Origin of the sequence: uncultured Polaribacter sp. (genome assembly GCF_947497125.1) — a bacterium.
GTDB lineage: Bacteria > Bacteroidota > Bacteroidia > Flavobacteriales > Flavobacteriaceae > Polaribacter.
This window is the reverse complement of sequence record NZ_CANMFI010000001.1, coordinates 528,219-542,346: the sequence shown is the minus strand read 5'-3', so window position 1 is coordinate 542,346 and position 14,128 is coordinate 528,219. Positions and strand designations below refer to the sequence as shown.

General features: G+C 32.4%; 11 protein-coding genes. 9 read left to right on the top strand and 2 right to left on the bottom strand.

The genetic code is table 11. From position 1 onward, the window contains the following. The first annotated feature begins 3 nt into the window (after positions 1-3). Both Q0678_RS02495 and bglX read left to right on the top strand, forming a co-directional pair. Positions 4-1,629, top strand: a complete 1,626-nt coding sequence (locus tag Q0678_RS02495; RefSeq protein ID WP_299053388.1) for a glycoside hydrolase family 16 protein — start codon at positions 4-6, stop codon at positions 1,627-1,629. Next, entirely contained in the window at positions 1,629-3,896 is a 2,268-nt protein-coding gene (gene bglX / locus Q0678_RS02490; RefSeq protein ID WP_299053385.1) for a beta-glucosidase BglX, read from the top strand. Before Q0678_RS02495 ends, bglX begins: the two co-directional genes overlap by 1 nt. Positions 3,897-3,986: 90 nt before the next feature. Here the strand turns inward: bglX and Q0678_RS02485 are convergent, their stop codons facing one another. Both Q0678_RS02485 and Q0678_RS02480 read right to left on the bottom strand, forming a co-directional pair. Beyond that, entirely contained in the window at positions 3,987-4,343 is a 357-nt protein-coding gene (locus tag Q0678_RS02485; RefSeq protein ID WP_299053382.1) for a hypothetical protein, read from the bottom strand. Positions 4,344-4,365: 22 nt separating this feature from the next. Further along, entirely contained in the window at positions 4,366-5,055 is a 690-nt protein-coding gene (locus tag Q0678_RS02480; RefSeq protein WP_299053379.1) for a Crp/Fnr family transcriptional regulator, read from the bottom strand. A 105-nt stretch (positions 5,056-5,160) separates the two neighbouring features. Between Q0678_RS02480 and Q0678_RS02475 the strand changes: the two genes are divergently transcribed. The 7 genes from Q0678_RS02475 (at position 5,161) to ccoG (ending at position 14,110) form a co-directional block, all read left to right on the top strand. Then, positions 5,161-7,533 carry a heavy metal translocating P-type ATPase metal-binding domain-containing protein gene (locus Q0678_RS02475; RefSeq protein ID WP_299053377.1) on the top strand — a complete coding sequence of 791 codons (2,373 nt, stop codon included), beginning with the start codon at positions 5,161-5,163 and terminating at the stop codon, positions 7,531-7,533. A gap of 70 nt (positions 7,534-7,603) precedes the next feature. Beyond that, positions 7,604-8,971 carry an oxygen-independent coproporphyrinogen III oxidase gene (gene hemN, locus Q0678_RS02470; protein WP_299053374.1) on the top strand — a complete coding sequence of 456 codons (1,368 nt, stop codon included), beginning with the start codon at positions 7,604-7,606 and terminating at the stop codon, positions 8,969-8,971. 253 nt (positions 8,972-9,224) lie between these two features. After that, positions 9,225-9,401: a cbb3-type cytochrome oxidase assembly protein CcoS gene (gene ccoS, locus Q0678_RS02465; protein ID WP_299053371.1), complete on the top strand. Its 177-nt coding sequence runs from the start codon at positions 9,225-9,227 to the stop codon at positions 9,399-9,401. A gap of 10 nt (positions 9,402-9,411) precedes the next feature. Further along, on the top strand, positions 9,412-11,607 hold the full coding sequence (gene ccoN, locus Q0678_RS02460; protein WP_299053369.1) for a cytochrome-c oxidase, cbb3-type subunit I: 2,196 nt from the start codon (positions 9,412-9,414) through the stop codon (positions 11,605-11,607). 5 nt (positions 11,608-11,612) lie between these two features. Further along, positions 11,613-11,777 carry a CcoQ/FixQ family Cbb3-type cytochrome c oxidase assembly chaperone gene (locus Q0678_RS02455; RefSeq protein ID WP_299053365.1) on the top strand — a complete coding sequence of 55 codons (165 nt, stop codon included), beginning with the start codon at positions 11,613-11,615 and terminating at the stop codon, positions 11,775-11,777. 17 nt (positions 11,778-11,794) lie between these two features. Next, the gene (locus tag Q0678_RS02450) at positions 11,795-12,670 is read left to right on the top strand and encodes a cbb3-type cytochrome c oxidase N-terminal domain-containing protein (protein WP_299053362.1); all 876 of its coding nucleotides are present in this window, start codon (positions 11,795-11,797) and stop codon (positions 12,668-12,670) included. Between the two features lie 18 nt (positions 12,671-12,688). Then, on the top strand, positions 12,689-14,110 hold the full coding sequence (gene ccoG / locus Q0678_RS02445) for a cytochrome c oxidase accessory protein CcoG (protein WP_299053360.1): 1,422 nt from the start codon (positions 12,689-12,691) through the stop codon (positions 14,108-14,110). The last annotated feature ends 18 nt before the right edge of the window (positions 14,111-14,128 follow it).

The following is a 14,128-nucleotide window of genomic DNA, read 5'->3' as shown; positions in this document are numbered from 1 at the left end:
ATTATGATGAAAATAACTAAAATATTCAATTTACTATTTGTTTTAGTGGTAGCTAATTTACTTGGTTGTCAAGAGAATGAGTACAAATTTGGTGAGATTATTCCTCCAACAAATATTAATGTTTCTGCAGATATATTTGGGGCAGATGACGCAAATCCTAACGGAGATGGAAGCGGTGTGGTAACTTTTTCTGCAACAGCAGACAATGCATTGTCATATACATATTACTTTGAAGGAGTTGCCAAAGCAGCGCCTTCAGGAATCACTACTTTTAATTTTAGCGACTTAGGTTTACAAACCTATACAATAAATGTTGTTGCAGTTGGTACAGGTGGTGTAAGTTCAAGTAAAATTATAACTGTAGACGTATTGTCTACTTATGCTGCTCCTGCAGAGTTAATAACAATGTTAACCAATGATAGTTCTCAGATTTGGAGAGTGAAATCTGAAGATCCTGCACATTTTGGTGTAGGTCCTGCAGAAGAAACGTATCCAATTTGGTATGCTGCTGCTCCAGGAGAAAAATCTATTACAGGTATGTATGATGATGCGTATATTTTTAATGTTGATGGTACTATTAAATATGTTACCAATAGTTTAAATGATGACGTAGTAGAAGATGTTACAGGAACTATATTTGGCCAAAAAGGACCAATGGATCAAGAGTTAGGAGATATTGGTGTTACAGCAAATCCAGGTGGCGAATATGAAAACTATCCTTTAGATGATTTTGAAGGAGTTTGGGCATTAACTGCACCAAGTGGTCAAGAGACAATTACACTTTCTAACAATGGTTTCCTAGGCTTCTATACCGGTGGAAATCATCAATATCAAATAATTACAAGATCTGCAACAGAGATGTTGCTTAAAACAGTAGGAGCAGACGGTTTGGCATGGTTTGTTGTTTTAACAAATGAATCAATTGTAGATAACACTTTAAATTCTGCCTATACAAATCTTGTTTGGGAAGATGATTTTAATACTGATGGAGCGCCAGATGCAACAAAATGGACCTACGATTTAGGTGCAGGTGGTTGGGGTAACCAAGAATTACAGACCTATACAAATAGCACAGATAATGCAATTGTAGAAGGTGGTAGTTTAAAGATTAAAGCCAAAGCAGATGGAAGTGCGTATTCTTCGGCAAGATTAAAATCTCAGGGATTATATGAATTTACGTATGGTAGAGTAGAAGTAAGAGCAAAATTACCAGCTTCTGCAGGTACGTGGCCAGCAATTTGGATGTTAGGTGCTAATTTTAGCACAGTTGGTTGGCCAGCTTCTGGTGAAATTGATATCATGGAACAAAAAGGAACAGATAAAAATACGGTGTTAAGCACGTTACATTATCCAGGTAATTTTGGTGGTGGTGGTCCTTCTAGTTCAACGCAATTAGCGACTTCTACAACTCAGTTTCATAATTATACTTTAGAATGGTCTGCAACAGAAATTAAGTTTGCCATAGATGATCAAGTATATCATACTTTGCCAAATGATTCTACTTTGCCTTTTAATGAAGATTTCTTTTTAATTTTAAATGTTGCAATGGGCGGTACTTTAGGAGGCCCTGTAGATTCAGCATTTACAGAAGATATGATGGAAATTGATTATGTAAAAGTCTTTCAATAATGAAAAAAATATTAGCAGTTATAATTTTTATCGTTTTTACTTCATGTAAAAACGATAAAAATCTTTTTAAAGACCCAAGTGCTTCAATAGATCAAAGAGTAGAAAGTTTACTTTCTCAAATGACTTTAGAGGAAAAAATAGGGCAAATGAACCAATACAATGGTTTTTGGAATGTAACAGGTCCATCACCAAAAAACGGAGAGCAAGCCGATAAATACGACCATTTAAAAAATGGTTTGGTAGGCTCTATGTTAAATGTTAGAGGTGTAAAAGACGTAAAAGCAGTTCAAAAAATAGCAGTTGAAGAAACCAGACTGGGTATCCCTTTAATTATTGGTTTTGATGTTATACATGGGTATGAAACTTTAAGTCCAATTCCTTTAGCAGAATCTGCGAGTTGGGATTTAGAAGCGATTAAAAAATCTGCTGAAATGGCGGCTGAAGAAGCTGCAGCAGCAGGAATCAACTGGACTTTTGCGCCAATGGTAGATATTTCTAGAGATGCACGTTGGGGAAGAGTAATGGAAGGAGCCGGAGAAGATCCTTTTCTTGGTAGTAAAATAGCAATGGCTAGAGTACAAGGCTTTCAAGGAGAAGATTTATCAGACCCTAGAACTATTGCTGCATGTGCAAAACATTTTGCAGGTTATGGTTTTTCTGAATCTGGTAAAGATTATAATACTGTAGATGTGGGTACTTCTACGTTATATAATATAATTTTTCCACCTTTTGAAGCTACAATAAAAGCAGATGTAAAAACTTTTATGAATTCGTTTAACGAGTTAAACGGTATTCCTGCAACAGGAAATGCTTATTTACAAAGAGAAATTCTAAAAGATAAGTGGAATTACAAAGGTTTTGTAGTTTCTGATTGGGGTTCAATTATAGAAATGAAAGTTCACGGTTTTGCTAAAGACTTAAACCAAGCTGCAGAAATTGCTGTAAATGCTGGTTCTGATATGGATATGGAATCGTATGCCTATGTAAAAGAACTTGCTTCGTTGGTAAAAGATGGTAAAGTTTCAGAAACGTTAATAGATGATGCTGCTAAAAGAATTTTACGTGTAAAGTTTGAGTTGGGCCTGTTTGAAGATCCTTATAAATATTGTGATGAAACACGTGAGAAAGAAATAATTGGAAGTGCAAAAATACATGAGGCTTCTCTTGACATGGCAAAAAAATGTATTGTTTTATTAAAAAATGAAAACAATACATTGCCTCTTAAAAAAGAAGGTCAAAAAATTGCATTGATTGGTGCTTTGGCTTCAGACAAAAATAGTCCTTTAGGTAGTTGGAGAATTGCAGCAAAAGACAATTCTGCTGTATCTGTATTAGAAGGTATGCAACAATACACTGGTAACAAACTGATGTATGCAAAAGGAGCAGATGTGTCTTTAGGTAAGACAGATTTTATTACTGAAGTTTATATTAACAACACAGATAAAAGCGATTTTGCAGAAGCTATTTCAGTAGCAAAAAAGGCAGATGTTGTTGTAATGGTTTTAGGTGAAGTTGGTTACCAAAGTGGCGAGGGTAGAAGTAGTACTAATTTAGATTTGCCAGGTGTACAAGAAGATTTATTAAAAGCGATACACAAAGTAAATTCTAATATTGTTTTGGTTTTAAACAACGGAAGACCTTTAACAATTAATTGGGCAGATAATAACATACCTGCAATTGTAGAGGCTTGGCAGTTAGGGTCACAAAGTGGAAACGCGATAGCGCAAGTTTTGTACGGAGATTATAATCCAAGTGGAAAATTACCAATGTCTTTTCCAAGAAATGTTGGTCAAATACCAATTTACTATAACTACAAAAATACAGGTAGACCAACATTACCAGAAAAAGATGTTGTTTTTTGGTCGCATTATCAAGATGAAAAAAACACGCCATTGTATCCGTTTGGTCATGGTTTAAGTTATGCAAACTTTTCATACAAAGACTTGCTTGTTCAACAAGAAAATAACACGATAAAAGTTTCTGTAAATGTTTCTAATACCAGTAAGTTAAAGGGGAAAGAAGTTGTACAGTTGTATATTCAAGATTTATTTGCAAGTATAACCAGACCTGTTAAAGAGTTAAAAGGTTTTAATTTGATAGAAATACAACCCGGAGAAACTAAAAAAATCGAATTTACATTAACTGAAAAAGAACTAGGTTTCTACGACAATTCAGGTAAGTTTATTGTAGAATCTGGTGAATTTAAAATATTTGTTGGCGGTAGTTCTATAACAACTTTAGATACTTCAATAGATTTTAAAATCTAAAACTTAAAACTACAGGTAATTCTAATGTATAAAAGCTATCTAAAATTTTAGATAGCTTTTTCTTATATAATATTACTTTAAGATTAATTTTTAGTTCAAAAGTTGTTCCTTTTCAATCCTAAAACAATTTTCTTCACCTAAATAAGCAGGATTTCCATATTCTTCAGACCAGAAACCCTCTAATACATCTTTGGTAATGCATTTGTAAACTACTGTGCCAAAATATTGAGTGTTTTCTTCGCCAATATAATTGAAGTTAATGACTAGAATATTGTTTTTAAAAAAACCAATGCCAAACTGCTCTTGACTTTTATTAATGATCCATTTAGCAACTATTCTACCTTCAGTATCAAAAGATAAGGTAAGCGTACCCTTATAACTATCTTCAGACTCGTTTTGATTGCTACCAATAATTTGATAGGTACCAATTAAATCGTTAATTTTCATTATTTTTTTTAAGTATGGAATTTTAAGAAAATCCTTGAGCAATTTTTTCTAAGCCTTTTGGGTTTAATATTTTAATTTCTTTTCCTTTAAACTCTAGCAATTCTTTTTTCTTAAATTCAGATAGTAATCGAATAGCAGATTCTGTTGCAGTACCTACAATGTTAGCAAAATCATCTCTAGAAAGTTGCAAATTAATAATGCCAGCATCATTGGTGCCAAACTTGTCTTCTAGTTTAATTAGTGTTTCTGCCAAACGTTGTTTTACCGTTTTTTGGGCCATATCTACAACAAAATTATCAGAATTTTTTAAACTTTTGGCCAAGTCGTTTAATACACTCATTGTAAATGTAGGATTGCTTTTCAAATCTCTAATAATTTCTTCTTTTGGTATAAAGCACACCTCTAAATCATTCAATGCAATGGCATTTAAGTTAGAAGGTTCGTCAGAAATAAGGCTTCTTTCTCCAATTAAATCTCCTTTTTTAATTAAATTAATAGTTTGGTTTCTACCATTCTCACTCATTTTAGAAACTTTACAAATACCATCTTTAATACAAAAAATGCCATTTATTCTAGTTCCTTCTTCAAAAAGATATTCACCTTTTTTTACAATTTTAGAAGTTTTACAAGCAGAAACTCTTACCAACTCTTCTTTAGAAAGGTGTTTTAGAGAATTAAATTGACGAATAATACATTGTTGGCATTTACTCATAGCATGTGGGGAAATAATAAGATATCAAAGATATTAAAAACCTGATAAATATCATATTTTAAGATTGCAATTTCTTAGACATTTGTACTAGGCAAAAGAGTAAATATGAAAGCTACACAATGTTATCACTGTGGCGATTCTTGTAATGATGATGTTATAGAGTTTGATGACAAACATTTCTGTTGTAACGGTTGTAAGACAGTTTATGAAATATTTTCTGATAATGATTTAACTTGTTATTATAATTTTCAAGACAATCCTGGTGCAATACCAAACGAAATTAAGGGTAAATACGATTTTCTTGAATCCCAAGAAATAGTCGATAAACTACTCGATTTTTCAGATACAAACACCCAAATAGTTACCTTGTATATTCCTCATATTCATTGCAGTTCTTGTATTTGGGTATTAGAAAACTTACACAAGTTACAGTCAGAAATTGTAAATTCTCAAGTAGATTTTCCAAAGAAAAAAGTACGAATTACCTATAATTCCGAAACCACAACACTAAAAGAAGTGGTATTGCTGTTAAGTGCCATAGCTTACGAGCCTTACATTAGTTTAGAAGATTATGAACGTGGTTCAAACAAAGTAGATAGAAGCCTAACGTATAAACTTGGAGTAGCTGGTTTTGCTTTTGGAAACGTAATGTTTTTGTCTTTTCCAGAGTATTTTGAAGTAGATGGTTATTGGATAGAAACTTATAAAAACGTTTTTAGGTGGTTGATGTTTACTTTTTCATTGCCAGTAGTTTTTTATGCAAGTAAAGATTATTTTGTTTCTGCTTATAAAGGGATTCGTTCTAAAATTTTAAATATAGATATACCCATAGCTCTAGGGATTACTGTTCTTTTTTTGAGAAGTACCATAGAAATTGTATTCGATTTAGGAACTGGTTTTTTTGATAGCTTAACAGGGTTGGTTTTCTTTCTTTTATTAGGGAAGTTTTTTCAACAGAAAACATATAATTTTTTATCTTTTGAAAGAGATTATAAATCTTATTTTCCGATTGCAGTTACTAGAATTAATAATAGTAAAGAAGAAAACGTACAAATTTATGCCATTGAAAAAGGTGATAGGTTACTTATCAGAAATCAAGAATTATTACCAGTAGATGCTATTTTAATAAACGGAACAGCGCAAATCGATTATAGTTTTGTTACAGGTGAAGCGGTGCCTGTTTTAAAAAAATCTGGAGACAAGTTATTTGCAGGTGGTAAACAATTGTCTGGCAGCATAGAAGTTGAAGTTTTAAATTCGGTCTCTCAAAGTTATTTAACACAACTTTGGTCTAATGATGTTTTTAGTAAAGACTACAAATCATCCTTTAAAACGATTACAGATACCATCAGTAAAAATTTTACCGTTGCAGTTTTATCAATTGCAATTGTAGCAACAATTGTTTGGCTTTTTATTGATGTTAGTAAGGCTTTAAATGTATTTACTGCAGTTTTAATAATTGCTTGTCCTTGTGCCATAGCATTGGCTGCACCTTTTACATTGGGTAATATGTTGCGTATTTTTGGTAAGCAAAAATTGTATCTAAAAAACACTACAGTAATCGAGCAATTAGCACAAATAGATACAATAATATTCGATAAAACCGGGACACTTACCACCCACAAAGAAAATACCATTTCATATACGGGTATACCTTTAAAAATATCAGAAAAAGTGCTTTTAAAAAGTGCTTTAAGGGCATCTAATCACCCTTTGAGTAGAACGTTGTATCGAAATTTTAAAGAAGAAAAAACCATTGCTATTTCAAGTTTTGAGGAAGTTTTGGGCAAAGGTATTTCTGTACATCAAAACAACACTAGTTTAAAATTAGGGGCTGCATCCTTTGTAAATCAAGAATTACAAGAAACAAGTTTAGATACGGCAGTTCATGTTTCTTTTAATGGTGATTATAAGGGTAAGTTTAGTATCAAAAATTCATACAGAAAAGGAGTCTGGTCGCTTTTTAATGCTTTAAAAGATGCATTTAATTTGTCTGTTGTTTCTGGTGATAATGAAGGTGAAAAAGATTTTTTACAAGACAATTTACCAAAAGATACTTCGCTATTATTCAATCAAAAGCCAGAAGACAAATTAACGGTAGTTGCTCAATTGCAAAAAGAACAGAAAAAAGTTGCCATGATTGGTGATGGTTTAAATGATGCAGGTGCTTTGGCTCAGAGTGATGTAGGGATTGCGTTATCAGAGAATATTAATATTTTTTCTCCGGCTTGCGATGGTATTTTAGATGCTTCTAGATTTAACAAGATACCTGCTTTTATTATGGCCTCTAAAAAGGCTTTAAAAATTATAAAACTCAGTTTTATACTCTCTTTGTGTTATAATTTAATAGGATTGTATTTCGCAATAACGGGGCAATTACAACCGGTTATAGCAGCAATATTAATGCCTTTAAGCTCTATTAGTATTGTTGTTTTTACAACGGTCTCTACCAATTTATTAGGAAAAAAAATAAAGTAACAAATGTTTCTAGATTGCAATTTAGAGGTTCATTAGGTCTCGATTGCGTTCTAGATAAAAAAAATAAAAAATGAAATCACTTATTCAAAAATACAATATACCGGGACCAAGATATACTAGTTACCCAACAGTACCTTACTGGAATAAATTAGGCATCTCTAAAAAAGATTGGATTGCCTCTTTTAAGCAATCATTTAAAGAAACCAATAGTACAGAAGGAATTAGTTTATACATTCATCTGCCTTTTTGTGAGAGTTTGTGCACGTTTTGTGCTTGTCACAAACACATTACAAAACGACATGAAGTAGAGGAAGAATATATAGAAACGGTTTTAAAAGAATGGAAATTGTATGTTGCCTTGGTTTCAGAAATTCCTATTATAAAAGAACTGCATTTGGGTGGCGGAACGCCCACTTTCTTTTCTAAAGAAAATTTAAAATACTTAATGGATGGTATTTTTGAAAACGCAAAAAAACATTCAAAAGCCGAGTTTAGTTTTGAGGGACATCCAAATAATACCACTAAAGAGCAGTTGCAAACACTTTATAATTCTGGTTTTACAAGAGTTAGTTTTGGTGTACAAGATTACAATTTAAAAGTACAAGAAGCCATACATAGAGTGCAGCCTTTTGAAGCGGTTGCACAAGTAACAAAATGGTCTAGAGAAATTGGATATACTTCTGTAAGTCACGATTTAATTTTTGGATTGCCACATCAAACCAAAGAAAATGTAATTCATACCATAAACAAAACCAAAGAGTTGCAGCCAGACCGAATTTCATTTTACAGTTACGCGCATGTACCTTGGGTAAAAGGAGTTGGTCAAAGGGGTTTTAGCGATTTAGATTTGCCAAAAGATGAAGAAAAAAGAGCGCTTTATGAAATAGGTAAATCGTTGTTTTCAGAATTGGGATATGAAGAAATAGGCATGGATCATTTTGCCCTAAAAACAGATAGTTTGTATACAGCAACAAAAGAGAAAACTTTGCATAGAAATTTTATGGGTTACACCGCAAATAAAACACAATTAATGATTGGTTTGGGTATGTCTGCAATTTCAGATTCTTGGTATGCATTTGCACAAAATGTAAAAACAGTAAAAGAATATCAGCAAATTGTTGCAGAGGGCGAGCTGCCAATTTTTAGAGGACATTTGTTATCGAAAGAAGATTGTATTATTAGAAAACATATTTTAAATATGATGTGTCATTTTAAGACTTCTTGGAAAGAAGAAAATAGTCAAATAGCTACTATTGAAGAACATTTAGAGTTGCTAAAAGAAATGGAAAATGATGGTTTGGTATCTATTGATAGAAAAGAAAAAACACTAATAATACCAGAGCATGCAAGACCATATGTAAGAAATATCTGTATGGCTTTTGATATGCATTTGCTTAAAAATAAACCAAAAACACAATTGTTTTCAATGACGATTTAGTTGTAGAATTTTTATTTACCTGTCATTTCGAATTATTGGTTTTAAGTGTTTTAATTAGTAATGTTTCCATTCAGTTTGTCACTCAGTAAGTGTTTCAAATAATAGTAAATATTCCGTTAAAGATTCTTACGAAATAACAAACTGTGTAAAAAAAATAAAACTAATTAACACAAAATTAAGAAACATGATAATTGTCATATTTTAAGAATAGCAAGCATAGTATTTTTGATGTATTAAAATTATCAGGCAAGATATGAGCGTAATATACCTACTGCTAACACTAAGTATTCTAGTGGCAATTGTATTTTTTATTGCATTTATTTATTCCGTAAAAAACGGACAGTATGACGATGCTTACACACCTTCTGTAAGAATGCTGTTTGATGACGAACTTGTGATTGATAAAATAGAAAAACAAACAAAAGATTAAATTTTAAATTATGGAAATGCAGCAATTTTATTACGATAACAAAATCGTTAAGAAATTTATTTATGCAACCTTATTATGGGGTATTGTTGGTATGTCTGTTGGGCTTATGTTGGCCTTTATGTTTATTTTTCCAAATTATACCGAAGGTATATCTTGGTTAAGTTTTGGTCGTTTAAGACCTTTACATACAAATGCTGTAATTTTTGCATTTGTAGGGAATGCAATTTTTGCGGGGGTGTATTATTCGCTTCAGCGATTGCTAAAAGCAAGAATGGCAAGTAACTTTTTAAGTAACTTTAATTTTTGGGGTTGGCAAGCGATTATTGTTGCAGCAGCAATTACACTTCCTTTAGGATATACTTCTTCTAAAGAATATGCAGAATTAGAGTGGCCAATAGATATTGCAATTGCAGTGGTTTGGGTTGCTTTTGGGTTTAATATGATTTGGACAATCTTACAAAGAAGGCAACGTCATTTGTATGTGGCAATTTGGTTTTATTTAGGAACTTTTGTTACCGTTGCAGTTTTACATATTTTTAATAGTTTGGCATTGCCTGTAAGTTTTTTAAAGTCGTATTCTGTGTATGCAGGTGTGCAAGACGCATTGGTACAATGGTGGTACGGGCATAATGCTGTGGCATTCTTTTTAACCACTCCGTTTTTAGGGTTAATGTATTATTTTGTACCTAAGGCAGCTAACAGGCCTGTATATTCTTACAAGCTTTCTATTGTCCATTTTTGGTCTTTAATCTTTATTTATATCTGGGCTGGGCCTCATCATTTATTATATACTTCTTTACCAGAATGGGCACAAAACTTAGGAGTAGCGTTTTCTGTAATGTTAATTGCACCTTCTTGGGGAGGTATGATTAATGGATTGCTAACATTACGTGGTGCTTGGGATAAAGTTCGTACAGATCCTGTTTTAAAGTTTATGGTAGTAGCAATAACAGGCTACGGTATGGCAACTTTTGAAGGACCAATGTTGTCTTTAAAAAATGTAAATGCAATTGCACATTTTTCTGATTGGATTATAGCACACGTTCACGTAGGTGCACTGGCATGGAATGGTTTCTTAGCATTTGGTATGTTGTATTGGATGATACCAAGGTTGTTTAAAACAAAATTGTATTCTGTAGCACTAGCAAATGTCCATTTTTGGGTAGGTACTTTAGGTATTATTTTATATGCTTTACCAATGTATGTTGCAGGTTTTGTACAAGCATCTATGTGGAAACAATTTAACCCAGACGGTTCTTTAATGTATGGTAACTTTTTAGAAACTGTTAACGAAATTATACCGATGTATTGGATGCGTGCCATTGGTGGTACCATGTATATTATTGGGGCTTTAATAATGTTGTACAATGTTATTAGAACTGTAAAATTAGGTAGCAATGTTACAGATGAATTGGCAGAAGCCGCTGCATTAACTAAAGTACCAAAATACAGAACAAAAGGCGAGGCATACCATACTTGGTTAGAGCGTAAACCTATAAAATTAACTATTTACGCAACAATTGCTATTTTAATAGGAGGCGCAATACAGATTATACCTACGTTATTGGTAAAATCTAATATTCCTACCATTAGTAGTGTTAAACCTTATACCCCTTTAGAGTTAGAAGGTAGAGATATCTATATAAGAGAAGGATGTGTAGGTTGTCACTCACAAATGGTAAGGCCTTTTAGAAGTGAAGTAGAACGTTACGGAGAATATTCTAAAGCTGGAGAGTTTGTATACGATCATCCTTTTTTATGGGGAAGTAAACGTACGGGGCCAGATTTGCATAGAGTAGGAGCAAAATACAACGATAGTTGGCACTTAAACCACATGTATGACCCTCAAAGTACATCACCAGGATCTATTATGCCTTCATACAAATGGTTAATTATAAATGAATTAGATAAATCTTCTACGCAAGATAAAATGAGGGTAATGGTTTCTTTAGGAGTGCCTTATTCTGAAGAAGAAATTGCCAATGCACCACAACACATGTTAGCACAAGGTGCCGCAATTGAAGCTAATTTATATGCAGATCCAGATTTTGCTAAAAATTACGATGCAGATAAAAAATATGCAGAAGAAAATGGCGAAACCTTTGTAGAAATGAAAAATAGAGAGATTACTGCTGTTATTGCATACATACAACGTTTAGGGACAGATATAAAAGTAAAAGATGAACAAAAAATTTCTAAAAACTAAAAAGCATGTTTAAATTTTTAAAAGGACATTTAGAGAGTATTTCAGGAATAGAGATTTACCCAATGTTATCGTTAATTATATTCTTTACCTTTTTTGTAGTTCTATTTTGGTGGGTATTTACAGCTAAAAAAGACTATATAAAAACAGTAAGTAACATACCGTTAGATTAATAATAAAGCTTAAAAAAATGAAAAGAACGTTTCAATCTACAATATATGTAATTTTTGTAATCACAACATTTATAGCTCTTTCAAAAGCGTTTATGGTATACGAAAATCCATTTAGTGTTTATGAAAATCCACTAGTGTGGTTAGCATTAATAGGTTTTGTATTGGTAATAGTGCTTAAAGAAGTAGTAAATGTCTTGGCTGTAAATAAAGCTAGATTACTTCAAAATGAAAAAGAGGGTATTGTACCAGAAGAAAGTGATGCTTGGGTTAAAAAACTATTGTCAAAATGGACAAGAGCAAAACACATAGATCAGGAAGAAGAAATTATTTTAGACCACAATTACGATGGCATTAAAGAATTAGACAATACGTTACCACCTTGGTGGGTGTATATGTTTTATGCTACAATTGTTTTTGCAGTTGTTTATTTGGTAAGATTTCATGTGCTAGATGGCGATTCGCAAATTATGGAATATGAGAATGCAGTGGCTCAAGCGAAACGAGATGTAAGTATATACAAGGCTACAGCAACCGATTTAATTACAGCAGAAAATGTAACCCTATTAACAGCACCAACAGATTTAAAAAGAGGTAAAGCAGTATTTAATTTAAATTGTGCTTCTTGTCATTTAGCTGATGGAGGAGGATCTATCGGGCCAAATCTTACAGACAAATATTGGATTTTAGGTGGAGGTATCAAAAATGTTTTTAACACCGTTGCAAATGGTGGTAGAGATGGTAAGGGTATGATAGCTTGGAACAAAACACTAAAGGCAGCAGACATGGCAAAAGTGTCTAGTTATGTGTTGTCTTTGCAAGGCACAATACCAGCTACAAGCAAAGCACCGCAAGGAGAAATATGGGAAGATTCTAAGAAAGAAAAAGAAGAATAGTAATTTTAGTAGTTAACAATGAAAAAAACCAACAACGAAACATTTAGAGATAGTATTGGTACTATTAATGCAGAAGGAAAGCGTTCTTGGGTTTTTCCTAAAAAACCAAGTGGTAAGTATTATAAGTATAGAAGTCTGGTAAGTTACTTTTTATTGGCTTTTCTACTTTCGGCACCTTTTGTTAAAATTAATGGCAATCAGTTTTTATTATTTAATGTTTTAGAGCGTAAGTTTAATATTTTTAGTTTTCCGTTTTGGCCACAAGATTTTCACCTTTTAGTGATTTCAATGATTGTTGGTGTCGTTTTTGTGATTCTTTTTACTGTAATTTTCGGTCGTATTTTCTGTGGATGGATTTGTCCGCAAACCATTTTTTTAGAAATGGTGTTCAGAAAAATAGAGTATTGGATAGACGGTGATCGTGGAAAACAAATTCGTTTAGACAAGCAACCCTGGAATGCAGAAAAAATAAGAAAAAGACTGTTAAAATGGTTTATTTTCTTTGTGATTTCGTTTCTAATTGCCAACGTCTTTTTAGCTTATTTAATAGGTGGCGATACTTTAATAACCTACATAACTGGTAATCCGTTAGATAATAGCAAAACCCTTATTTCATTAACTATTTTTACCGCTGTTTTTTACTTTGTATTTGCTTGGTTTAGAGAGCAGGTTTGTATTATAGCTTGTCCTTACGGACGATTACAAGGTGTGTTATTAGACAACAAAACAATAAATGTAGCCTATGATTATAAGCGAGGAGAAAGAGAAGAAGGTAGGTCTAAATTCAAAAAAAATGAAGATAGAAAAGCCTTAGGTAAAGGAGATTGCATAGATTGTAAACAATGCGTTGTAGTTTGCCCAACAGGTATAGATATTAGAAATGGTACGCAGCTAGAATGTGTAAATTGTACGGCATGTATTGACGAGTGCGATCATATAATGGAGAGTGTTGGTTTGCCAAAAGGATTGATTAGGTATGCAAGTGAAGATGCTATTGCAAAAAAGAAGCCTTTTGAGTTTTCAGCAAGAATAAAAGGATATTCTTCAGTATTACTAATTTTAGTAGGTGTTTTAATCGGAATGTTATTTTTAAGAAATGATGTAGAGGCAACTATTTTAAGGTTACCAGGGCAGTTATATCAACAAAAAGAAAACAATATTATTAGTAATGTATACACTTACAAGGTAATCAATAAAACAACAAAAGATATACTAGATGTTAGCTATAAATTAGTGTCTCATAAAGGCGTTATAAAATTAGTATCAAACCATAATTTTACAATACCAAAACAAGGTTTGGCAGAAGGTACTTTGTTTATCGAATTGCCCTCAGCAGCTTTAAAAAGTGACAAAGATCAATTAAAAATAGAGGTATATAGCGGCAATAGATTAATAGAAACAACAACAACTAATTTTTTAGGACCTAGAAGTTATAAATAAAGCTAGGCTGTTAGTATC